Annotated in this window: 23 protein-coding genes; 12 read left to right on the forward strand and 11 right to left on the reverse strand. The window is 59.1% G+C overall.

Annotated elements, in window-relative coordinates; genetic code table 11:
* Window positions 1-26: 26 nt before the first annotated feature.
* A complete protein-coding gene (locus tag MKZ87_RS12765; RefSeq protein WP_007953201.1) occupies window positions 27-1,244 on the forward strand; it encodes an argininosuccinate synthase in 1,218 nt (405 codons plus the stop codon).
* A 153-nt stretch (window positions 1,245-1,397) separates the two neighbouring features.
* On the opposite strand, the gene MKZ87_RS12770 is transcribed toward MKZ87_RS12765, so the two are convergent.
* Window positions 1,398-1,991, reverse strand: coding sequence for a hypothetical protein (locus tag MKZ87_RS12770; RefSeq protein WP_085699674.1), 594 nt, complete (start codon window positions 1,989-1,991; stop codon window positions 1,398-1,400).
* Between the two features lie 402 nt (window positions 1,992-2,393).
* Here MKZ87_RS12770 and MKZ87_RS12775 point away from each other — a divergent pair, with 402 nt between their 5' ends.
* Window positions 2,394-3,020, forward strand: coding sequence for a response regulator transcription factor (locus tag MKZ87_RS12775; protein WP_007953203.1), 627 nt, complete (start codon window positions 2,394-2,396; stop codon window positions 3,018-3,020).
* Window positions 3,021-3,107: 87 nt separating this feature from the next.
* On the opposite strand, the gene MKZ87_RS12780 is transcribed toward MKZ87_RS12775, so the two are convergent.
* From MKZ87_RS12780 to metG, 8 genes are all read right to left on the reverse strand, one after another.
* Window positions 3,108-3,287: a PA3496 family putative envelope integrity protein gene (locus MKZ87_RS12780; RefSeq protein WP_007953204.1), complete on the reverse strand. Its 180-nt coding sequence runs from the start codon at window positions 3,285-3,287 to the stop codon at window positions 3,108-3,110.
* 107 nt (window positions 3,288-3,394) lie between these two features.
* Window positions 3,395-4,033 carry an endonuclease III gene (gene nth, locus MKZ87_RS12785; protein WP_085699672.1) on the reverse strand — a complete coding sequence of 213 codons (639 nt, stop codon included), beginning with the start codon at window positions 4,031-4,033 and terminating at the stop codon, window positions 3,395-3,397.
* Window positions 4,030-4,611 (reverse strand): Rnf-Nqr domain containing protein, encoded by a 582-nt coding sequence (locus MKZ87_RS12790; RefSeq protein WP_085701709.1) that lies wholly within the window; start codon window positions 4,609-4,611, stop codon window positions 4,030-4,032. The genes nth and MKZ87_RS12790 overlap by 4 nt, the downstream gene beginning before the upstream one ends.
* Window positions 4,608-5,213 carry an RnfABCDGE type electron transport complex subunit G gene (locus tag MKZ87_RS12795; protein ID WP_085701708.1) on the reverse strand — a complete coding sequence of 202 codons (606 nt, stop codon included), beginning with the start codon at window positions 5,211-5,213 and terminating at the stop codon, window positions 4,608-4,610. The genes MKZ87_RS12790 and MKZ87_RS12795 overlap by 4 nt, the downstream gene beginning before the upstream one ends.
* Entirely contained in the window at window positions 5,210-6,193 is a 984-nt protein-coding gene (locus MKZ87_RS12800; RefSeq protein WP_085701707.1) for an RnfABCDGE type electron transport complex subunit D, read from the reverse strand. The genes MKZ87_RS12795 and MKZ87_RS12800 overlap by 4 nt, the downstream gene beginning before the upstream one ends.
* The gene (gene rsxB / locus MKZ87_RS12805; protein ID WP_085701706.1) at window positions 6,180-7,394 is read right to left on the reverse strand and encodes an electron transport complex subunit RsxB; all 1,215 of its coding nucleotides are present in this window, start codon (window positions 7,392-7,394) and stop codon (window positions 6,180-6,182) included. Before rsxB ends, MKZ87_RS12800 begins: the two co-directional genes overlap by 14 nt.
* Window positions 7,391-7,960 (reverse strand): electron transport complex protein RnfA, encoded by a 570-nt coding sequence (locus MKZ87_RS12810; RefSeq protein ID WP_085701705.1) that lies wholly within the window; start codon window positions 7,958-7,960, stop codon window positions 7,391-7,393. Before MKZ87_RS12810 ends, rsxB begins: the two co-directional genes overlap by 4 nt.
* A 131-nt stretch (window positions 7,961-8,091) precedes the next feature.
* The gene (metG, locus tag MKZ87_RS12815) at window positions 8,092-10,143 is read right to left on the reverse strand and encodes a methionine--tRNA ligase (RefSeq protein WP_085701704.1); all 2,052 of its coding nucleotides are present in this window, start codon (window positions 10,141-10,143) and stop codon (window positions 8,092-8,094) included.
* Window positions 10,144-10,298: 155 nt separating this feature from the next.
* Here metG and apbC point away from each other — a divergent pair, with 155 nt between their 5' ends.
* Window positions 10,299-11,393: an iron-sulfur cluster carrier protein ApbC gene (gene apbC, locus MKZ87_RS12820; protein ID WP_085699657.1), complete on the forward strand. Its 1,095-nt coding sequence runs from the start codon at window positions 10,299-10,301 to the stop codon at window positions 11,391-11,393.
* Between the two features lie 129 nt (window positions 11,394-11,522).
* Here apbC and MKZ87_RS12825 read toward each other — a convergent pair whose 3' ends face one another.
* Window positions 11,523-12,281, reverse strand: coding sequence for an SDR family oxidoreductase (locus MKZ87_RS12825; protein WP_085701703.1), 759 nt, complete (start codon window positions 12,279-12,281; stop codon window positions 11,523-11,525).
* Window positions 12,282-12,443: 162 nt separating this feature from the next.
* Here MKZ87_RS12825 and MKZ87_RS12830 point away from each other — a divergent pair, with 162 nt between their 5' ends.
* The 4 genes from MKZ87_RS12830 (at window position 12,444) to groL (ending at window position 15,966) form a co-directional block, all read left to right on the forward strand.
* Window positions 12,444-13,175 carry a HugZ family protein gene (locus tag MKZ87_RS12830; RefSeq protein ID WP_085699652.1) on the forward strand — a complete coding sequence of 244 codons (732 nt, stop codon included), beginning with the start codon at window positions 12,444-12,446 and terminating at the stop codon, window positions 13,173-13,175.
* A 65-nt stretch (window positions 13,176-13,240) separates the two neighbouring features.
* A complete protein-coding gene (locus tag MKZ87_RS12835; protein WP_085699650.1) occupies window positions 13,241-13,717 on the forward strand; it encodes an FxsA family protein in 477 nt (158 codons plus the stop codon).
* Between the two features lie 258 nt (window positions 13,718-13,975).
* Window positions 13,976-14,269: a co-chaperone GroES gene (locus tag MKZ87_RS12840; RefSeq protein ID WP_011335724.1), complete on the forward strand. Its 294-nt coding sequence runs from the start codon at window positions 13,976-13,978 to the stop codon at window positions 14,267-14,269.
* 50 nt (window positions 14,270-14,319) lie between these two features.
* Complete coding sequence (groL, locus tag MKZ87_RS12845) at window positions 14,320-15,966, forward strand: chaperonin GroEL (protein WP_266201034.1); 1,647 nt, start codon at window positions 14,320-14,322, stop codon at window positions 15,964-15,966.
* A gap of 73 nt (window positions 15,967-16,039) precedes the next feature.
* On the opposite strand, the gene MKZ87_RS12850 is transcribed toward groL, so the two are convergent.
* Complete coding sequence (locus MKZ87_RS12850) at window positions 16,040-16,783, reverse strand: phosphatase PAP2 family protein (protein ID WP_085701702.1); 744 nt, start codon at window positions 16,781-16,783, stop codon at window positions 16,040-16,042.
* 218 nt (window positions 16,784-17,001) lie between these two features.
* Here MKZ87_RS12850 and colR point away from each other — a divergent pair, with 218 nt between their 5' ends.
* From colR to MKZ87_RS12875, 5 genes are all read left to right on the forward strand, one after another.
* Window positions 17,002-17,685, forward strand: a complete 684-nt coding sequence (colR, locus tag MKZ87_RS12855; protein WP_007953224.1) for a two-component system response regulator ColR — start codon at window positions 17,002-17,004, stop codon at window positions 17,683-17,685.
* Window positions 17,675-18,949 carry a sensor histidine kinase gene (locus MKZ87_RS12860; RefSeq protein ID WP_085701701.1) on the forward strand — a complete coding sequence of 425 codons (1,275 nt, stop codon included), beginning with the start codon at window positions 17,675-17,677 and terminating at the stop codon, window positions 18,947-18,949. Before colR ends, MKZ87_RS12860 begins: the two co-directional genes overlap by 11 nt.
* 164 nt (window positions 18,950-19,113) lie before the next feature.
* Window positions 19,114-19,782 (forward strand): class I SAM-dependent methyltransferase, encoded by a 669-nt coding sequence (locus MKZ87_RS12865; protein ID WP_085699642.1) that lies wholly within the window; start codon window positions 19,114-19,116, stop codon window positions 19,780-19,782.
* Window positions 19,783-19,786: 4 nt separating this feature from the next.
* Window positions 19,787-20,500, forward strand: a complete 714-nt coding sequence (locus tag MKZ87_RS12870) for a lipopolysaccharide kinase InaA family protein (protein WP_085699640.1) — start codon at window positions 19,787-19,789, stop codon at window positions 20,498-20,500.
* A gap of 2 nt (window positions 20,501-20,502) precedes the next feature.
* A complete protein-coding gene (locus MKZ87_RS12875; RefSeq protein ID WP_085701700.1) occupies window positions 20,503-20,730 on the forward strand; it encodes a hypothetical protein in 228 nt (75 codons plus the stop codon).
* Window positions 20,731-20,751: the final 21 nt, after the last annotated feature.

Here is a 20,751-nt window from a genome sequence, read left to right on the forward strand (position 1 = left end):
TCCGTAGAACCCCGTGGAGTGATGGCATGGCGGACGTAAACAAGGTCGTTCTGGCGTATTCCGGCGGCCTGGACACTTCGGTGATCCTCAAGTGGCTGCAGGATACTTATAACTGTGAAGTCGTGACCTTCACCGCTGACCTGGGTCAGGGCGAAGAAGTCGAGCCGGCCCGCGCCAAGGCGCAGGCCATGGGCGTCAAAGAAATCTACATCGACGACCTGCGCGAAGAATTCGTGCGTGACTTCGTGTTCCCGATGTTCCGCGCCAACACTGTTTACGAAGGCGAGTACCTGCTGGGTACTTCCATCGCGCGTCCGCTGATCGCCAAGCGTCTGATCGAAATCGCCAACGAAACCGGCGCTGACGCCATTTCCCACGGCGCCACCGGCAAGGGCAACGACCAGGTACGTTTCGAACTGGGTGCCTACGCGCTCAAGCCAGGCGTGAAAGTGATCGCTCCATGGCGCGAGTGGGACCTGCTGTCCCGCGAGAAACTGATGGACTACGCCGAGAAGCACGCGATCCCGATCGAGCGTCACGGCAAGAAGAAGTCCCCGTACTCGATGGATGCCAACCTGTTGCACATCTCCTATGAAGGCGGCGTGCTGGAAGACACCTGGACCGAGCACGAAGAAGACATGTGGCGCTGGACCGTCTCCCCGGAGAAGGCTCCCGACACCCCTCAGTATCTGGAACTGACCTACCGCAACGGCGACATCGTCGCGCTGGACGGCGTTGAAATGACCCCGGCCACCGTGCTGGCGACGCTGAACAAAATCGGTGGCGAACACGGCATCGGCCGTCTGGACATCGTCGAGAACCGTTATGTCGGCATGAAGTCCCGTGGCTGCTACGAAACCCCGGGCGGCACCATCATGCTGCGCGCTCACCGCGCCATCGAATCGATCACCCTGGACCGCGAAGTCGCTCACTTGAAAGACGAGCTGATGCCGAAGTACGCCAGCCTGATCTACACCGGCTACTGGTGGAGCCCTGAGCGTCTGATGCTGCAACAGATGATCGACGCCTCGCAGGTCAACGTGAACGGCGTTGTGCGCCTGAAGCTGTACAAGGGCAACGTAATCGTGACCGGCCGCAAGTCCGACGATTCGCTGTTCGACGCCAACATCGCGACTTTCGAAGAAGACGGCGGCGCCTACAACCAGGCCGACGCGGCGGGCTTCATCAAGCTCAACGCGCTGCGCATGCGCATTGCCGCCAACAAGGGCCGCAAGCTGTTCTGAGTCCTTCGGGGCTGATGTGAAAAAAACGGCCTTGTCGTAGCGACAAGGCCGTTTTTTTTGGGATGCTCTCCTTTGAATTGATCGATACCGGTCAACATTACTGTCCTCATCGGCTGTACATCGCTGCATTGCATGATTGTCCTGCTGCGCGCTTTATCCCCTTTCGAATTTTCCCAATACGGATGTGGTCAGCGCGTGCGTGTCATAAACAATGCAGAACGTTGTTCCCTGGCTTCTCTTGGCGTGTTTGGCCAGGATTTCGATATTGTCTTTAAGTAAAGCATCCGCCCCCGCTTCGGTTAAAAACAGTAATAATCTCGGCGAATGCTTGTTTGAGTGTGGGATTTTTTCAAATAGCAGTTCAATCTCCGAATCAGTGTGTAACTTTCGAATGTCGATGATGTACACCTTGGTCAGCGGTTTTGGAAGTTTAATGGCGTGCGACTCAATATTGGGTGGAGTGTGTACAGCCTCGGTCGGTAAATTATCCTCCTCTTCGAAAGCTTTAAGAAAGTTCTTGTCGTTGTCGAAGTCTGATGGAGCATAGAGAGAACGGTAGTTAAAGTTGAGTGTGATGAAAAACAGGAATAGCAAGTAGAACGGAAAGCTGATCAGGAACCAGACATAGATCTCCCGCTCATTGTTATTAAGAAAAGGCAGGGATACGGCGGCGGAGGTCTCCGATATAAAGGCGAAGATGGCAATGACGGTGATGGGGTTGGGAATTTTTTTGTTGATCTTTAGCATGGTCTTTACTCATGAATGGTCTTTCTCGTCGTTTTGATGTGGTTGGGTGGTCGAGTTTTAAGTTGGCGGGCGGATAAGGATTTCGGTATCTGGTGTTTATATTAAATTCCAGAGTTGCGATATGTGTAAGTTGTTTCAGTTGTTTTTAGTATCTGTTCATTGAACCGGGTTTTGGTTTTTCAGTCTGTTACGAGCGCCGCCGCGAAGGACGTGGAGAGGTGTGGAGTTCCTGATGCAGACTCATGATTTTCTATAAGTGAGTCTTTTCTGTAGGAATAATCTTTATTGCCTGTAGGAGGCGTCTCTCGGTGCTGGTGTAGAGGAACTTATCCATGCCATGGGTGAAATGACTACGTTATTGTGCCGGTTCTAAAAATTCGAACAGCGAAACTGGACTTGCCCATGAATAAAGTGCTGATCGTGGATGATCACCCCGTCATTCGTCTTGCGGTACGTATGCTGATGGAACGTCATGGCTACGAAGTCATTGCAGAAACCGATAATGGCGTGGATGCGTTACAACTTGCTCGTGACCAGATGCCGGATATCGTCATTCTGGATATCGGTATTCCGAAACTTGATGGCCTGGAAGTCATTGCGCGTCTTACGACAAGTGCGATGCCATTGAAGGTGCTGGTGCTGACGTCCCAGTCACCGGGACACTTTTCCATGCGCTGCATGCAATCGGGGGCAGCGGGTTATGTTTGCAAGCAACAGGATCTGACGGAGTTGCTGAGTGCAATCAAGGCGGTACTGTCCGGGTACAGCTACTTTCCGAATCAGGCGTTGCATACCGTGCGGACAAGCCTGGGTAATGCCAGCGAGGCCGATATGGTAGACCGCCTGTCCGGGCGCGAAATGATGGTGTTGCAGCAACTGGCGCGCGGAAAGACCAACAAGGAAATTGCCGACGGGATGTTTCTCAGCAACAAGACCGTGAGTACCTACAAGACCCGATTGCTTTTGAAGCTCAACGCGCGTTCGCTGGTCGATTTGATCGAGCTGGCCCAGCGAAACGGCCTGGTCTGAGGTTTGAGTGGCTGACGGATCATGGGCGGATCGAAATCAGCGTGCGACAGAAAGAGAAAAGCCTCCGTTTCGGGAGGCTTTCAAATGTCAGAGATCAAAATCGTAATCGGCCAATTGCTTTTGCAGTCGGCGCTCCTCAAGCAGGTTGTCGATGGTTCGGCGTTTGCTCAAGTTGGTCTTGGCGACTTCAACCACAGGTTCGGCATCGTCGGCCTCCGTGGCGATAAAGTCGTCATCCGCTTCCAATTGCTCTTTGCTGGTGCTCATAAGGTCAACTCCAGGCTAAGACTGCCTTTGGCGCTCCTTATATCGATATTCCAGCAGATGGTAAAAAAGATTTTTTCAATCGATAAATCAATAAAACCAATACCCGCTCAATCGTCAGAAGTTTTGTGCTTGTATTCACACAGATCTTCGATCCGACAGCTGCCACAGCGGGGTTTGCGCGCCAGACACACGTAGCGTCCGTGAAGAATCAGCCAGTGGTGCGAGTCGAGAAGGTATTCTTTTGGCACAAACTTCATCAGCTTCTTTTCGACTTCAACCACGTTTTTCCCTGGTGCAATGCCGGTGCGGTTACTGACCCGGAAGATATGGGTGTCCACGGCCATGGTCAGTTGGCGGAATGCGGTATTGAGCACGACGTTAGCGGTCTTGCGGCCAACGCCGGGCAAGGCCTCCAGCGCTTCGCGCGTCTGCGGGACTTCGCCATTGTGCAGCTCGACCAGCATGCGACAGGTCTCGATCACGTTTTTGGCCTTGCTGTTATAGAGGCCGATCGTCTTGATGTACTCGGACAACCCATCGACGCCCAAGGCGTGAATGGCCGCCGGCGTGTTTGCCACCGGGAACAGCTTCGCCGTCGCCTTGTTGACCCCGACGTCTGTGGATTGCGCGGACAGAATCACCGCGATCAACAGTTCGAAAGGCGAGGAATAGGCCAGTTCGGTCTTGGGCTCGGGGTTGTCCTCGTGAAACCGGCGGAAGATCTCCAGACGTTTTGCGGCATTCATGGGTGATGCGTTTCCTCGGGTAGGGCGGCAGGGCGAGTCCAGGCCTGACGGGCGGCCAGTAACAGTCCAAGCAGTATGAAGGCGCCGGGAGCCAGCGTCGCGAAATGCAGGCCATCACTGAACAGAATCAAACCTTGCCAGTGTTCCGACAGGTGATGGCCGATGCTGCCTTGACCGATCAGCTCACGCAACACCGCGAGCACAATCATCAGCGCGGCAAACAGGCCACCCAGTTTCAGACGGCTGCGGACCGGCTGGCAAAAAAAACCACTGTGCTCCAGCACGACGCACTGCAAGCCGAGCAGCGCTGCATAAAGACTGAGCAGGTGATGCCACTGCATCGCGCCGCGTTGCAGAAAAATATCGGCGCAGCCCGCCAGGGTCGCTGCCAGCATCACACTGACCGGTAGCAGGCTTTCGCTGCTCAGGCGCGAGCGCAACGGTGCCATGCACAAGCCGTAAATGCCCACGACAACCGTAAACATCACCAGCGTCGCCAGCGCACCTGCCATGGAGTCGGTGGTGCCGATCAACAGCACCAGCATCATTGAGTTCGACAGAGTTGCTGTCGTGTTCATGGCGCGCTCCCGAGCAGGGTCGTTCGGTGTTCATCGAAGTAACGCAGGGCATCGTGGATGGCGTTGATGGCCGCACGGGAGGTGATGGTCGCCCCCGCGATCTGGTCGAACTGCCCCTGATCCTTTTTCAGCGCCCATCCGGCGTCGGTCGGTTGGTTGCTCGATTTTCCGGTGAAGTTCTGAAGCCAGCTATTTGGCCAATCGCCGAGGTGCCCACCCAGCGACGGCGTTTCGTTTTGCTCGAGGGTTTTCACACCGAGCAATCGGCCATTGGCATCGATGGCAATCAACAACTCGATCTGGCCGGCATAACCCTGGGTCTGGCTGCGCAGCAGGATCGCCACGGGCTGGCTGCCTTTGGTCGCCCGATAACCGCCCAGTAGCTGGCTATGGCTCAGGTTGACGTCGGTCAGCGTCAGAGGTTGTTCAAGCGGCAGATTGTCGTAAGCGTCGATCGGCAGTACGTCCAGCCATTTACGATTTTCAAGAAGCCGCTGTTCGGCGGCGATCTGCGGCGCATTGCTACGTTGCACCAGCCATGTCACGCCGATGCCCAGCGCGGTAATCATCCCCAGTGTGATGAGACTGCTCGTCCGGTTCATGGTGTCACCTGCGCCTGACGAGCCACCGCGAAGCGCTCCAGCGCCGGCACGCACAGGTTCATCAACAGCACCGCAAACGCCACCCCGTCGGGGTAACCGCCCCAAGTGCGAATCACGTAAGTCAGCAACCCCACGCCGACGCCGAACAGCAAACGGGCGAGTGGGCTTTTAGCCCCCGACACCGGTTCGGTGACGATGAAGAACGCACCCAGCATGGTCGCGCCACTCAGCAGGTGAAACAGCGGCGAGCCGTGGGAGTCGGATCCCGAACCGTTCCAGCACAGCAGGCTGATCACGAACAGGCTGGCGAGCATGCCGACCGGCGCGTGCCAGCCAAACACCCGACGTTGCAACAGGAACAATCCACCGGCGAGGAACGCCAGGTTCACCCATTCCACGCCGTGTCCGCCAAAGCGACCGAATGCCGGATTACCGACAAACAGTTCGTCCATGGTCAGGCTTTTATTGATGCGCAGACTGTCCAGCGCGGTGGCCTGAACCCAGGCGTCGGGCTGCGCGCCAAGGTTGAACACCTGGCCAAAAGCTGCCGTCAGATCCATGCCATGAGCCGGCCAGTGTGTCATTGGCTGAGGGAACATCACCATGGCCAGTGCGAAGCCGAGCATGGCCGGATTGAACGGGTTGCGGCCCACGCCACCGTACAGATGTTTGCCCAGCAACAGGCCCGAGGCGATTGCCGTGACCGTCAGCCACCACGGGCAATAAGGCGGCAGGGCAATCGCCAGCAGCGTGGCGCTGACCACTGCGCTGCCGTCGGTCAAGGTGGCCTGCATCGGTTGTCGACGCAGGTGTGTCACAACGGCTTCAACGCTCAAAGCCGTGACGACCGACAAGACCAGGTTGATCAACACGCCCCAACCGTAAAACCAGAACAACGCCAGCCATCCTGGCAATGTCGCCAGCAAAACCAGCTTCATTGCCTGTTGCAGGCGCTCGTCTCTGGTTTCAATGGATGACATGGGCTTGTACCTGCCGCTCTGCTTCCTGCAGGCGGGCGCGGGCTTTTTCGAGGATGTCGGCGGGCGTGCCGTCGCGCCGTTGCAACTTGTTCAGGTCGGCGCGAGCGTAGGCCAGTTCGGTTTTCAGTTGGCGAAGCCGGTCGTCGATCGGGCGTTTCTCGACGCGCACAAGCTCCGGCGCCGGTTGATCGCTGGCGGCTTCGGCGTTGTGCAGCGCCTGTTCGGCGTCACGCAGCGCTTGCTCCAGTGAGGCGATTTCAACTGCGGGAGCCTCTGCGGTTTGCGCTTTTTTCAGCTCGGCGCGGCGCATCGCCAACTGGATCTTCGCCCGTTTCAGATCGGCGTCCTTCGCCGGGGCGGCTGAGACAGGCGCAGGTGCCGCGCTGCTTTCCAGCTTCGCCAGTGCCTGTTCGGCGGCTTCGAACTGCTGCTGCAGGACGATCAGTTGCGACTGCTGATCGAAGGTCGGCGGATGACCGAACGCCTTGAGCGACTTGTTCAATTGCGCCCGGCTCATGGCCACGTCGATCTTGGCTTTTTTCAGCGCGGCATCGGCGGTTGCGGCTTTTTGCGCGCGCACCCGTTCAAGTGCCGCCTGCACCGGATCGAGCGTGTTGGCGGCGACTTCGACCTGTGCCGCACGCTGCGCCCGGGCTTCGCGTTCGGCCTGCTTCTGCTGTTCTTCGCGTTGCAGGCGAGCATTGCGCCGTTCGAAACGTTGCCGTGCGTGATCGCGTTTGGCCGCGCGGGCCTGCTGTTCTTCAAGGCTGGCGGCCAGGCCGCCGACCACCGGCAGCGTGCCCGGCGGCAGCGGGTGCATCTCGATGCAATCGACCGGGCAGGGCGCCACGCACAGATCGCAACCGGTGCATTCGTCGATGATGACGGTGTGCATCAGTTTTGCCGCGCCGACGATGGCGTCGATCGGGCAGGCCTGGATGCACTTGGTGCAGCCGATGCATTCGGCTTCACGGATGAAAGCCACCTGCGGCGGCGCCGAACCACGGCTGATGTCCAGCTCGAGTACCGGGATTTTCAACAGTTCGGCCAGCGCCGCGATGGTTTCGTCGCCACCCGGTGGGCACTTGTTGATCGGCTCGCCGTCGGCGATGCCTTCAGCGTAGGGTTTGCATCCGGGATGGCCGCACTTGCCGCATTGGGTCTGCGGCAGCAGGGCATCGATGCGTTGAATCAGACTCATGTTTTGATCAGTCCACTGAATCCGAGAAAAGCCACGGCCATCAGTCCGGCGCCGATCAACAGGACCGGCAAACCACGAAAGGGCAGGGGAATATCGTTGTCGGCCGTGCGCTCACGCAAATCGCTGAACAGGCTCAACACGAGCCAGAAACCCAGACCGGCGCCAAGACTCAGCGCAATCGCATGAAACAGGCCTTTATCCGTTTGCGCGTTGATCAGCGTCAGCCCCAGTACACCGGCATTGCCCAGCAGCAGCGGCCACAAGCCATCGAATGGCAGCGTGGGTCGCCAATGCGCCAGCAGTTTCAACAACGGCGCGATCAGCAGGGTGCTCAACGGCAGGAACACAAACAGCCGCAGGAATTCCAGTTGCAACGGCACCAGCAGCCAATGCCAGATCGCATAACCCGCCACGCCGACAATCAACATCAGACACAACGTTGCCAGCCCCAGCGCATGCACTTGACGGCGTTCACCCGCCAGCAGCGGATCGACGCCCAGCGGCCAGTGCAACACGAAGTTGTTGATCAGCGCAGCACTGAAGAGCGTAAGCACGAGTTCGGTCATGGTTCTGCCGGTGGCAACGGGCGTGTGTCACTTAAGGTTAGGCATTATCCGGCAGCCGTGGAGGGCGGGCCGGATATGAAAAATCCCACAGGCGCACGGAGCACGCCTGTGGGATCAGTCAGGGCAGAGCCTTACTTGATGCGCTGACCCGGCTTGGCGCCGCTGTCCGGGCTCAGCAGGTAGATTTCTTCACCGCCAGGGCCGGCCGCCATCACCATGCCTTCGGAAATGCCGAACTTCATTTTCCGTGGCTTGAGGTTGGCGATCATCATGGTCAGGCGACCGTCGAGTTTCGACGGATCCGGGTAAGCGCTCTTGATCCCGGAGAACACGTTGCGTTGCTCGTCACCGATATCCAGGGTCAGACGCAGCAGCTTGTCGGCGCCTTCAACGTGTTCGGCCTTGACGATCAGCGCCACACGCAGGTCGACGGCGGCGAAGGTGTCGAAGTCGATTTCCGGCGCCAGCGGATCCTTGGCCAGTTCGCCGTTGCCGGCAGGCGCGGCGGCGCCGGTGTCGGTCTGGCTGGCGGTCAGGTCTTCTTTCGAGGCGTCGGTCATGGCTTGCACTTTTACCGGGTCGATGCGGGTCATCAACGGCTTGAATTCGTTCAACTGGTGGTTGGCCAGCAGGGTGGTGTGGTCGTTCCAGGTCAGCGGGGCGACGTTGAGGAACGCCTCGGCATCGGCGGCCAGCACTGGCAACACCGGCTTGAGGAAGATCACCAGTTGGCGGAACAGGTTGATCGCGGTGGCGCAGACCGCCTGGACTTCATCCTGCTTGCCTTCCTGCTTGTTCAGCGACCATGGTGCCTTGTCGGCGATCCAGGCGTTGGCGCGGTCGGCCAAAGCCATGGTTTCGCGCATGGCACGGGCGAAGTCGCGGGCTTCATAGGCATCGGCGATGCTCGGCGCGGCGGCCAGGAACGCTTCAGTCAGTTCCGGTGCGGCGTTGTTGTCCACCAGCAGGCCGGCGTTGCCCTTCTGGATGAAACCGGCGCAACGGCTGGCGATGTTGACGACTTTGCCGACCAGGTCGGAATTGACCTTCTGCACGAAGTCTTCGAGGTTCAGGTCGAGGTCGTCCACGCCACGGCCCAGTTTGGCCGCGTAGTAGTAGCGCAAATACTCCGGCGACAGATGGTCCAGGTAGGTACGGGCCTTGATGAAGGTGCCGCGGGACTTGGACATCTTCTGACCGTTGACGGTCAGGTAGCCGTGAACGTTGATGCCGGTCGGCTTGCGGAAACCCGCGCCTTCGAGCATCGCCGGCCAGAACAGGGCGTGGAAGTTGACGATATCCTTGCCGATGAAGTGGTACAGCTCGGCGGTGGAGTCCTTGCCCCAGAACGCGTCGAAGTCCAGCTCCGGCGTACGGTTGCAGAGGTTCTTGAAGCTGGCCATGTAGCCGATCGGCGCGTCCAGCCACACGTAGAAATACTTGCCCGGCTCGCCGGGGATCTCGAAGCCGAAGTACGGCGCATCGCGGGAGATGTCCCACTGTTGCAGGCCGGCGTCCAGCCATTCGGCGATCTTGTTGGCCACGGCGTCCTGCAGGGTGCCGCTGCGGGTCCAGGCCTGCAGCATTTCCTGGAAGTCCGGCAGCTTGAAGAAGAAGTGCTGGGAATCCTTGAGCACCGGGGTGGCGCCGGAGATTGCCGACTTCGGATCCTTCAGGTCGGTCGGCGCGTAGGTCGCGCCGCATTTTTCGCAGTTGTCGCCGTACTGGTCTTCGGTGCCGCATTTCGGGCAGGTGCCCTTGATGAAGCGGTCGGCCAGGAACATTTTCTTTTCCGGGTCGAAATACTGGGTGATCGAACGTTGGGCGATGTGCCCGGCGTCACGCAGCTTCAGGTAGATCTGGCTCGACAGCTCACGGTTTTCTTCGGCGTGAGTGGAGTGGAAGTTGTCGAAGTCCACCAGGAAGTCGGCAAAGTCGGCGCTGTGTTCAGCCTGGACGTTGGCGATCAGTTGTTCCGGGGTGATGCCTTCCTTTTCCGCGCGCAGCATGATCGCCGAACCGTGGGCGTCGTCGGCGCAGACATAAATGCACTGATTGCCGCGATGCTTCTGGAAGCGCACCCACATATCGGTCTGGATGTATTCCAGCATATGGCCAAGGTGGATCGAACCGTTGGCGTAGGGCAGGGCGCTGGTGACGAGAATCTTGCGTGGTTCGGACATGTGGGGCTTCGCTACTTGATGAAACGGAGGTCGGCCACTATAAAGCGCCGGGAAAGATATTTCACCTCTGCAAATCGTTGCCGGACATGCCGTCCGGAGGACAGAAGGGGTAGGATACCCGCCATCTTTTCCCAGTCTTGTTATCGGAGTTGCCCATGAGCGCCGTCACTCGCGCAGCGGTGGAAGCCGTCCTCAGCCAATACACCGACCCTTATCTGAACCAGGATCCGGTCAGCGCCGGTTGCGTGCGCAACATCGAAATCACCGGCGATCGCGTCAGCGTGCAGCTGGAAATCGGTTATGCCGCCGGTCTGTTCAAGAGCGGCTGGGCGCAATTGCTGCAACTGGCCATCGAAAACCTCGACGGCGTGGTGACGGCTAAGGTCGAGGTCAACAGCGTGATCGCCGCGCACAAGGCCCAGGCGCAGATTCCGGGGCTGGCCAACGTCAAGAACGTAGTCGCCGTGGCGTCGGGCAAGGGCGGTGTGGGCAAGTCCACCACCGCCGCCAACCTGGCGCTGGCACTGGCCCGCGAAGGCGCGAAGGTCGGGATTCTCGACGCCGATATCTATGGCCCGAGCCAGGGCATCATGTTCGGCATTGCCGAGGGCACCCGCCCGCAGGTCAAGGATCAGAAGTGGTTCGTGCCGCTTCAGGCCCATGGTGTGGAAGTGATGTCGATGGCGTTCCTGACCGACGACAACACGCCAATGGTCTGGCGCGGGCCGATGGTCTCCGGCGCGCTGCTGCAACTGGTCACGCAAACGGCGTGGGGCGACCTGGATTATCTGGTGATCGACATGCCGCCAGGCACGGGCGACATCCAGCTGACCCTGGCGCAGAAAGTCCCGGTGGCCGGCGCCGTGATCGTCACCACCCCGCAGGATCTGGCGTTGCTCGATGCGCGCAAAGGCGTGGAGATGTTCCGCAAGGTCAACATTCCGGTGTTGGGTGTGGTGGAAAACATGGCCGTGCACATCTGCTCGAACTGCGGTCATGCCGAGCATCTGTTCGGTGAGGGCGGTGGCGAGAAGCTGGCGACCCAGTTCGGCGTCGAGCTGCTGGCCTCGTTGCCGCTGTCGATGCTGATCCGCGAACAGGCCGACGGCGGCAAACCGACGGTGATTTCCGAGCCGGACAGCCAGATCGCCATGGTCTATCAGGAGCTGGCCCGCCATGTCGGCGCGCGGATCGTGTTGCAGGAAGCTGCTTCGCCGGCGATGCCGAACATCACCATCAGCGACGATTGATTTTGCCGCGGCGCTAAAAAAACTGTGGGAGCGAGCTTGCTCGCGATAAGGCCATGACATTCACTATTGATGGTGACTGTTGTACCGCTATCGCGAGCAAGCTCGCTCCCACAGAGTTTGTGGCAGGGCTTAAATGCGCAACCCGCCATCCATCTCCAGAATCCGGCCGGTGTAGTAGTCGTTCTCGAAGATGTACGCCGCCGAGTGGGCGATCTCTTCCGGCTTGCCCATGCGCTTGAGCGGAATGCCCGAGGTCATTTTCTCCAGCGCTTCAGGCTTCATGCCCAGGGTCATCTCGGTTTCGATGAAGCCCGGTGCAATGCCGGCCACGCGAATGCCGTAGCGCGCCAGTTCCTTGGCCCAGGTCACGGTTGCCGCAGCGACGCCAGCCTTGGCGGCGGAGTAGTTGGTCTGGCCGACGTTGCCCGCGCGGGAGATCGACGAGATGTTGATGATCGCGCCGCTGTTTTTCAGCTCGACCATTTTCGCCGCCACTTCACGGGTGCAGAGGAACACGCCGGTCAGGTTGACGTCGATCACCGCCTGCCACTGGGCCAGGCTCATCTTGGTCATTTCGCCATCCTTGACCTTGAGCAACAGGCCGTCGCGCAGGATACCGGCGTTGTTGATCAGGCCGTGGATCGCGCCGAAGTCTTCGGCGACCCGGGCGACCATGTGCGTCACCTGCTCTTCGTTGGCGACGTTGCACAGGTAGCTGCGCGCCTCGACACCCTTGGCCTTGCAGGCCGCGACCGCGTCGTCGAGTTTTTCCTGGTTCAGGTCAACCAGCGCCAGCTTCGCACCCTTGCCCGCTAAATACTCGGCCATCGAGCGGCCCAAGCCTTGGCAACCGCCAGTGATAATGATTACTTTGTCGTTGAGTTGCATTCGCATGCCCCCGAGAGCAGGTCAGAGTGGTGTCCTTTAAAGAGCCTCTCGATCTGCGCCTGACATGGCCCGGCTGCACATGAGAACTGCCCCTGAGGCGACTGATACTTATCCGTGTCGCCTGTCCGTTTTTTCGACGGATTCTATTTAAGGAGTCATAAATTGAGCGTTGAAGCGGCTAAGAATGCCCGAGAATTGCTTCTCAAGGAATACCGTGGCGTGCTGTCGACCCACTCCAAATCAATGCCCGGTTTTCCGTTTGGCTCGGTGGTTCCTTATTGCCTGGACGAGCAGGGCCGGCCGCTGATCCTGATCAGCCGCATCGCCCAGCACACCCACAACCTGCAGAAAGACCCGAAATGTTCGCTGCTGGTGGGGGAGCGCGAGGCTGACGATGTGCAGGCCGTTGGTCGCCTGACCTATCTGGCCGAAGCAGAAAAACTCGAAGACGCGGCCGCCATCGAGGCTGCCGCCGAGCGCTACTACCGTTATTTCCCCGATTCGCGGAATTACCACAAGGCTCACGATTTCGATTTCTGGGTGCTCAAACCCGTGCGCCATCGCTACATCGGCGGTTTCGGCGCGATCCACTGGGTCGATCACCTGACCCTGGCCAACCCCTTCGCCGGCAAGGCCGAAATCAGCATGGTCGAGCACATGAACAGCGACCACGCCAAGGCCATCGCTCATTACGTCGACTTGGCAGGGCTGCCGAAAACGGAACCGGCGCAAATGGCTGGTATCGACACCGAAGGCATGCACCTGCGCATTGGTCAGGCGCTGTACTGGCTGCCGTTTCAAGCGCCTTGTCATACGCCGATACAAGTGCGCGAGGCCTTGGTTTCTCTGGCTCACGCCGAGGTCTGGCCAAAAAATGCCGTGGCCGATGCTTGAATTCACGAAAGGGCGACGTCATCTAAGGCTTACTGCAAGGCATTTCTTGCGTTGAGGAAACTTTGATGCGCCCTTTTTTGTTGCTCTTTCTGCTGTTCCCGGTGTTGGAGCTGTTCGTATTCGTCAAAGTGGCAGGATCGATCGGATTTTTCCCGGCCCTGCTGCTGATTATTCTCGGCTCGATGTTCGGCGTGTTCGTGCTGCGCATCGCCGGGCTGGCTACCGCACTGCGTGCCCGTGAAAGCCTGAACCGCGGCGAACTGCCTGCGCAAACCATGCTCGAAGGCCTGATGCTGGCCCTGGCCGGTGGTCTGCTGATCCTGCCGGGCTTCATCAGCGACGTGTTCGGTCTGGTGCTGCTGTTGCCGTTCAGTCGTCGACTGGTCGCCAACAAAATGCGCCAGCGCGCCGAAGAGCAGGCCATGCGCCAGCGGGCGTTCGCCGATGACCTGCAACCTCGCGGCGGTCCGGCACCGCGCCAGCCTCTCGGCCGCGAAGGCGATGTGATCGAAGGCGAATTCGAACACCGCGACACCAAGTAACTTCTGTATCGACACGGCACCTTCGGGTGCCGTGTTCGTTTGCGGGGCGAGTTCATGCAGCCGCGTGAAAATTTTTTGACCCCCGCCCTTGTAATAAGCTTCTGCGCCCTTATGTATCGGTCACCGAAAGGTTCCGACATTTTGAGTCGGACAGACTTCCGCGGTTCGCTCGACGAGCCGCAACCGGCGCAGGCCGGATTCGTTAAACCCGCCGGGACTACACCGGCCGATGAAAACCACAATTAGGAGAGATCGACAATGAAGCTTCGTCCTCTGCATGACCGCGTCGTTATCCGTCGCAGCGAAGAAGAAAAGAAAACCGCTGGCGGTATCGTCCTGCCAGGTTCGGCTGCTGAAAAAGCCAACCACGGTGAGATTCTGGCTGTAGGCCCGGGTAAAGCACTGGAAAGCGGTGAAGTGCGTGCACTGTCCGTGAAAGTGGGCGACAAGGTTGTGTTCGGTCCGTACTCCGGCAGCAACACTGTGAAAGTCGACGGCGAAGACCTGCTGGTAATGAGCGAGAACGAAATCCTCGCCGTTATCGAAGGCTGATAACCCCGTTCATTTTCCCGCTACTACAAAGTATTTAAGGAATATCGATCATGGCTGCTAAAGAAGTTAAATTCGGCGATTCCGCCCGCAAGAAAATGCTGGTTGGCGTAAACGTACTGGCTGACGCGGTAAAAGCGACCCTGGGCCCGAAAGGCCGTAACGTAATCCTTGAGAAGAGCTTCGGCGCTCCGACCATCACCAAGGACGGCGTTTCCGTCGCCAAGGAAATCGAACTCGAAGACCGTTTCGAAAACATGGGCGCGCAGCTGGTCAAAGACGTTGCCTCCCGTGCCAACGATGACGCTGGTGACGGTACTACCACCGCTACCGTTCTGGCTCAGTCGATCGTCAACGAAGGCCTGAAAGCCGTTGCTGCCGGCATGAACCCGATGGACCTGAAGCGCGGTATCGACAAAGCGACCATCGCTGTCGTTGCCGAGCTGAAGAAGCTGTCCGCGCCATGCACCGACACCAAAGCGATCGCTCAGGTTGGCACCATCTCCGCCAACTCCGACAACTCCATCGGCGACATCATTGCCGAAGCCATGGAAAAAGTCGGTAAAGAAGGCGTGATCACCGTTGAAGAAGGCTCGGGCCTGGAAAACGAACTGTCGGTTGTAGAAGGCATGCAGTTCGACCGTGGCTACCTGTCCCCGTACTTCGTCAACAAGCCGGACACCATGGTCGCCGAGCTCGACGGCCCGCTGATCCTGCTGGTCGACAAAAAGATCTCGAACATCCGCGAAATGCTGCCAGTACTGGAAGCCGTTGCCAAAGCCGGCCGTCCACTGCTGATCGTTGCCGAAGACGTTGAAGGCGAAGCCCTGGCGACTCTGGTCGTGAACAACATGCGTGGCATCGTTAAAGTCGCAGCCGTCAAGGCTCCGGGCTTCGGCGACCGTCGCAAGGCCATGCTGCAGGACATCGCCGTTCTGACCGGCGGTACCGTGATCTCCGAAGAGATCGGCCTGAGCCTGGAAAGCACCACTCTGGAACATCTGGGTAGCGCCAAGCGCGTGACCCTGTCCAAGGAAAACACCACAGTTGTCGATGGCGCTGGCAACCAGGGCGACATCGAAGCCCGTATCGCCCAGATCCGTGCTCAAGTGGCCGAGACTTCCTCGGACTACGACCGTGAAAAACTGCAAGAGCGTCTGGCCAAGCTGTCCGGCGGCGTTGCAGTGATCAAGGTTGGCGCCGGTTCCGAAGTTGAAATGAAAGAGAAGAAAGCCCGCGTTGAAGACGCCCTGCACGCTACCCGTGCAGCCGTTGAAGAAGGCGTGGTGCCTGGCGGTGGCGTTGCGCTGATCCGCGCTCTGAACGCGATCATCAACCTGAAAGGCGACAACGCTGACCAGGACGTAGGTATCGCTGTTCTGCGTCGCGCTGGTGAAGCACCGCTGCGTCAGATCGCTGCCAACAGCGGCGACGAGCCAAGCGTTGTGGTCAACGAAGTCAAGAACGGCAAAGGTAACTTCGGTTACAACGCTGCGAGTGGCGAATACGGCGACATGATCGAAATGGGCATCCTGGACCCAACCAAGGTCACCCGTTCGGCACTGCAAGCTGCATCGTCGATTGGCGGTCTGATCCTGACCACCGAAGCTGCTGTTGCTGACGCACCGAAGAAAGAAGGTGCGGTAGGCGGCGGTATGCCGGACATGGGCGGCATGGGTGGCATGGGCGGCATGATGTAAGCCAGCCTTACCCAGTAACGAAAAACCCCGTCTGCGAGAGCAGACGGGTTTTTTTTTGCCCGCGTTTCAGGGTTCAGGCGTTGACTGGACGGGCCCGCGTGTTGGTTTCAGCCCTGGCTGCCGGGCGATACAGAACCCAGTAATACGAGCCCAGACAGATCAGCCAGCAGAAGATCGCCGTCCACACGTTATGAGAAAAGAAGTGCGCGCCCTGCATCATCCGGCTGATCGAAAACACCGAACCCAGCGCAAAGGCGAAGATGAATGCCTGACGAGCCAGTCGCGGGCGACGGTCGCGCAGCACGAAGAACAACGCAAACAGGGTGAAGCCCGTGGCCGCATGACCACCCGGCCAGCAACGACCAGGCTTGTCGGTAGGCGGGCGATGATCCAGCAGCTTGCTGTAGGTTTCGTGGCCGCCGAACTGTTCGAGGCTCCATGGGCATTGCACCGCTGTCACCGCCTTCACTGGCGTGACAAACGAGGTGGCCAGACCCAGCGACAACACCAGACAGCCCAGCTCACGCTTGAACGGTTTGAGCCGCTCGATGAAAAACGCGCCGATGAACCCGACGATGGCAAACACCGAAAAGGCGATCACCACTTGTTTGGCGCGGTCATGAAGGATGTCTTCGAGAAAAAAACTGTGGCGGCCGATGAAGTCGCCCGCGACCGGGTCGTAAAACAGTCGGGCCAGATCCATGTCCAGGTCGGTCAGTTCCAGCAACACCAGAATGACCGCCGCGACGGCGGGAATGCCCAGGCAAAGCCCTAAATTCAAAGGCCTTGAAGCAGGGCGGGCAGAAATCGAAACCATGGCAATTCCTTCATCGGTAAGGTCTTCAGAGAAGCACAACCGTGTGAGTCTGCGCCCGGTTCTGTCGGCGATTTGTCGGTCGCTCGTGAAAAACTCGTAAAGTCCGGCCATGCGTGCAATTAACTCAAATCAATCTACCCGGCGCCTAGCCGTGAGCCACACTTGGCCGTAAGCTGCGCGGGCCAAGACGGCCGCTACCGTGTACGGAGGAGGTGCCCATGCGAATTCTATTGGTCGAAGACAACCGCGATATCCTGGCCAATCTGGCCGATTACCTGGGGCTCAAAGGCTATACCGTCGATTGCGCCCAGGACGGTCTGTCGGGCCTGCATCTGGCGGCCACCGAGCATTACGATCTGATCGTGCTCGACATCATGCTGCCGGGCATCGACGGCTACACCCTGTGCAAGCGCCTGCGCGAGGACGCCCGTCGCGATACGCCGGTGATCATGCTCACCGCTCGCGATCAGCTCGATGATCGCTTGCAGGGCTTCAAGTCCGGGGCCGACGATTATCTGGTCAAGCCGTTCGCGCTGTCGGAACTGGCAGCCCGGGTCGAAGCCGTGATGCGCCGTACCCAGGGCGGCGGCCGGCGTGCCCTGCAGGTCGGTGATCTGAGTTACGACCTCGATACCCTTGAAGTGACCCGCGAAGGCAAATTGCTCAAGCTCAATCCGGTTGGCCTCAAGCTGTTGGCGGTGCTGATGCAGAAGAGCCCGCATGTCCTGCGCCGGGAAATTCTCGAGGAAGCGCTGTGGGGCGATGACTGCCCGGACAGCGACAGCCTGCGCAGCCATGTTCACCAATTGCGTCAGGTCATCGACAAACCATTCGCCAAACCATTGCTGCACACCGTGCACGGCGTGGGTTACCGCCTGGCCGAGGGCCGCGATGGAGTTTAAGCAAAGCCTTGCCCAGCGGATCATCATCGCCTTTGCATTGATGAGCGCGCTGGTGGCCGGAGCGTTTGCGATGGGCATCGTCGCGACCGTACACCTGGTCGAGGAAAAACTGATTTCCGCCGGGCTGGGCGGGGACCTGCAACGCCTGCTGCTGATGGACAACGTCTCGGACTGGAGCCACCGGCCGGAGCCGGATCAACTGTTCTACTTCAGCGGCGGGCCGGGCGACTTCGAGCTGCCCAAGGACCTGCGGCACCTGGATTCGGGTTTCCATGAAGTCTTTCGCGAGCAGCTGTCGTATCACGCGATGGTCGAGGTGGTCGATGGTCGCCGCTATGTGCTGCTGCAGGATCAAAGCGATTTCGAAGAGCGCGAGCGCGTGCTGTTCGCCGTGGTGCTGGTGGGCTTCGTACTCAGTCTGGCGCTGGCGGTGTTCCTCGGCTGGGTGCTGGCGCGCAAGGTGATGGCGCCGGTGGTACGGCTGGCGCGCCAGGTGCGCCATCGCGACCAGTTGCTCGGGCTGGCCCCTCCGCTGGCGCCGGATTACGCGGCAGACGAGGTGGGCGAACTGGCGGTGGCATTCGATGCTACCCTCGGGCGCCTGCGTCAGGCACTGACGCGAGAGCGCTTGTTTACCAGCGACGTCAGCCACGAGTTGCGCACACCGCTGATGGTATTGGCCAGTTCCTGTGAACTGCTGCTGGAAAACCCGGGTATCGATCAGCGCGGCAAGGCTCAGGTCCAGCGCATTGCGCGTGCCAGTGAGGAAATGCGTGAGCTGGTGCAGACCTTCCTGATGCTCGCCCGTGCCCAGCGCGAAGACGCGGGTGCCGCCCCCCGGCACACCCTCGCGCAAGTGGCCGACAGCTTGCTTTGTCTGTGGCGCGAGCCCATCGAATCCAAGGGCTTGCAGCTGATTTTCGAGCCGGGCAATCCGCCCGGCACCTGCTACAACGCGACGCTACTCAATGCCGTGATGGGCAACCTGCTGCGCAACGCCTTGCACTACACCGAGCAGGGTTTCATTCGCCTGACGCTCAACGAAAACGGTTTCGTGGTCGAGGATTCGGGCGTAGGCATTCCCGAGGAAAAACGCGAGGCGATGTTCCAGCCCTTTGTACGCGGCAACGAAAAACGCGGCGAAGGATTGGGGTTGGGTCTGTCACTGGTTCAACGCATCTGCGAGAACCAGGGCTGGAGTGTCACGTTAAGCACGATGGAGCCCAATGGCTGCCGGTTCGAGGTCGTTCTGGGCAAGCAGTGAGGATCAATCAATTGATGGGGGGGGACTCCCGCCAACCTGTCTGATTCCTGTATAACCTTGAAATAGTTTGCCGATTTACATGACGTTTTTTTCACAAAGGGATGACCTGACGCTGACACGCCGCTGCTTAAGGTGGCGTCATCAGTAATTCAGGAGTCCTGGTGATGGCCGGCCCGATCAAACTCGATTTTTCCGAAAAGTACGACGACAACCATGCGCAGAGATATCTGCGCAAACACCAGGAAGGTCTGGGGCGTCGTTTGTCCAATTGGCGGGATCAGCAGTTGGCCCGCAAGGCGTTGACCCTCGTGGGTGAGCCGGGACTGGTGCTGGACTTGCCCTGCGGTGCAGGACGTTTCTGGCCATTGTTGGCGGAAAAACCCAACCGGGTGATCATCGGGGCGGACAACTCCGAGTCGATGATCAAGACCGCCATGCAGGCCCAGCCGGCGGATGTGGTGAAACGGGTACAACCCTTGCACACATCTGCGTTCGACATTGCCTTGCCTGATAACGCCGTCGACAGCATTTTCTGCATGCGACTGTTGCATCACATTGGCGAAGCCGAGCACCGCCGGACGATTCTGCGCGAGTTCGAGCGTGTCACCCGGGACAGCGTGATCATTTCGCTGTGGGTGGACGGCAATTTCAAGGCCTGGAAACGCAAGCGCGCCGAGCGCAAGCGTGGGCAAAAGGGTTACCAGAACCGGTTTGTGTTACCGGCCGCAACAGTTGAAAAGGAATTCGAAGAAGCAGGATTCCGGATCCAGGAACAACTGGACTTTATTCCGCTCTATGCCATGTGGCGAGTCTACGTATTACGCAAGAGGTAAGAGGATGGCAGTGCAATTTGCAGCAGAAACGGAAGTCGCTCCCGAGGATCGCTTCGACTACTACTGGAACCAGCGTGGCGAATGGGTCGAGGAACCCAATGTGCGCCGTGGGGGCGAAAGTGGTGTGCAGCGTGTGGTGGGACGCGATGGTCAACTGCTGTATGCCAAGCGTCAGACAGGCCATATCTATCGCAGTTGGCTGCACCCGTTCGGACGTCCGACCGTATTGCGCGAGCTCGATGCGCTGACCGGGGTCTCCCGTCTCGGCGTCCGGGTACCCGAAATCGTGTTCTGCGGTGCCCAGCCAGACCCCAAATTCAAATGGCGTGCGCTGTTGGTAACCAAATCCCTCGACGGCTTTCAGGAGCTTGAGCAATGGGAGGCCGGCGGCGGTCGTGAGCAATATGGCGAAGCCGTCTATGAGCGCGTGCTCAAGGACCTCGCCGAAAACCTGGCGCGCATGCACAAGGGCCGTTGGCAGCACAGCTGCATCTACATCAAGCACGTATTTGTGCGGGTGACCGGCGAAGGTGATTCAGCCAAGGTCGAAGTCGCCCTGATCGATCTGGAAAAATGCCGTCAGCGTCTGACCGCTTACCGCGCGGCTGCCCATGACATGAAGCAATTGCGCCGCCACTCGTCGTTCAGCGCAACGGACTGGAAAAAACTCGTCTACTTTTATGAGACGGCGTTTGGCAGCGCTATCAAAGGTTTATAGCGATGAAACTAGAAATTGCACGAGGTTTGTTTCTGGTAGGAGCCTTGGCAGTTGCGTCATTGGCGGTGGCGGCCTGGGAACAGCCACGCATGCAGGTGATCGGCGCCTCGGCGAGCGATCCCCATTGCCCGATGCCACGGGTGGCGAAAGCCTCCGTGGCCACGCAGCCGGATCATGATCTGTTGCTGTTCATGTTCGGACTTTCTCAAGGGATGAGGCCGCAGAGTTGAATCGATTGAAATCTCTTTCTA

It is taken from the genome of Pseudomonas sp. MCal1 (assembly GCF_026341415.1).
Classification (GTDB): domain Bacteria; phylum Pseudomonadota; class Gammaproteobacteria; order Pseudomonadales; family Pseudomonadaceae; genus Aquipseudomonas.

What these genes read in the sequence shown, in the direction of transcription:
- MKZ87_RS12835 (WP_085699650.1), top strand. Translation starts at nt 13,241, where the DNA reads ATGCGCCCTTTTTTGTTGCTCTTTCTGCTGTTCCCGGTGTTGGAGCTG.
- rsxB (WP_085701706.1), bottom strand. Translation starts at nt 7,394, where the DNA reads ATGAGTCTGATTCAACGCATCGATGCCCTGCTGCCGCAGACCCAATGC.
- MKZ87_RS12850 (WP_085701702.1), bottom strand. Translation starts at nt 16,783, where the DNA reads ATGGTTTCGATTTCTGCCCGCCCTGCTTCAAGGCCTTTGAATTTAGGG.
- apbC (WP_085699657.1), top strand. Translation starts at nt 10,299, where the DNA reads ATGAGCGCCGTCACTCGCGCAGCGGTGGAAGCCGTCCTCAGCCAATAC.
- groL (WP_266201034.1), top strand. Translation starts at nt 14,320, where the DNA reads ATGGCTGCTAAAGAAGTTAAATTCGGCGATTCCGCCCGCAAGAAAATG.
- MKZ87_RS12870 (WP_085699640.1), top strand. Translation starts at nt 19,787, where the DNA reads ATGGCAGTGCAATTTGCAGCAGAAACGGAAGTCGCTCCCGAGGATCGC.
- metG (WP_085701704.1), bottom strand. Translation starts at nt 10,143, where the DNA reads ATGTCCGAACCACGCAAGATTCTCGTCACCAGCGCCCTGCCCTACGCC.
- MKZ87_RS12875 (WP_085701700.1), top strand. Translation starts at nt 20,503, where the DNA reads ATGAAACTAGAAATTGCACGAGGTTTGTTTCTGGTAGGAGCCTTGGCA.
- MKZ87_RS12840 (WP_011335724.1), top strand. Translation starts at nt 13,976, where the DNA reads ATGAAGCTTCGTCCTCTGCATGACCGCGTCGTTATCCGTCGCAGCGAA.
- MKZ87_RS12865 (WP_085699642.1), top strand. Translation starts at nt 19,114, where the DNA reads ATGGCCGGCCCGATCAAACTCGATTTTTCCGAAAAGTACGACGACAAC.
- MKZ87_RS12825 (WP_085701703.1), bottom strand. Translation starts at nt 12,281, where the DNA reads ATGCAACTCAACGACAAAGTAATCATTATCACTGGCGGTTGCCAAGGC.
- MKZ87_RS12795 (WP_085701708.1), bottom strand. Translation starts at nt 5,213, where the DNA reads ATGAACCGGACGAGCAGTCTCATCACACTGGGGATGATTACCGCGCTG.
- MKZ87_RS12770 (WP_085699674.1), bottom strand. Translation starts at nt 1,991, where the DNA reads ATGCTAAAGATCAACAAAAAAATTCCCAACCCCATCACCGTCATTGCC.
- colR (WP_007953224.1), top strand. Translation starts at nt 17,002, where the DNA reads ATGCGAATTCTATTGGTCGAAGACAACCGCGATATCCTGGCCAATCTG.
- MKZ87_RS12780 (WP_007953204.1), bottom strand. Translation starts at nt 3,287, where the DNA reads ATGAGCACCAGCAAAGAGCAATTGGAAGCGGATGACGACTTTATCGCC.
- MKZ87_RS12860 (WP_085701701.1), top strand. Translation starts at nt 17,675, where the DNA reads ATGGAGTTTAAGCAAAGCCTTGCCCAGCGGATCATCATCGCCTTTGCA.
- MKZ87_RS12790 (WP_085701709.1), bottom strand. Translation starts at nt 4,611, where the DNA reads ATGAACACGACAGCAACTCTGTCGAACTCAATGATGCTGGTGCTGTTG.
- MKZ87_RS12800 (WP_085701707.1), bottom strand. Translation starts at nt 6,193, where the DNA reads ATGTCATCCATTGAAACCAGAGACGAGCGCCTGCAACAGGCAATGAAG.
- MKZ87_RS12775 (WP_007953203.1), top strand. Translation starts at nt 2,394, where the DNA reads ATGAATAAAGTGCTGATCGTGGATGATCACCCCGTCATTCGTCTTGCG.
- nth (WP_085699672.1), bottom strand. Translation starts at nt 4,033, where the DNA reads ATGAATGCCGCAAAACGTCTGGAGATCTTCCGCCGGTTTCACGAGGAC.
- MKZ87_RS12810 (WP_085701705.1), bottom strand. Translation starts at nt 7,960, where the DNA reads ATGACCGAACTCGTGCTTACGCTCTTCAGTGCTGCGCTGATCAACAAC.
- MKZ87_RS12765 (WP_007953201.1), top strand. Translation starts at nt 27, where the DNA reads ATGGCGGACGTAAACAAGGTCGTTCTGGCGTATTCCGGCGGCCTGGAC.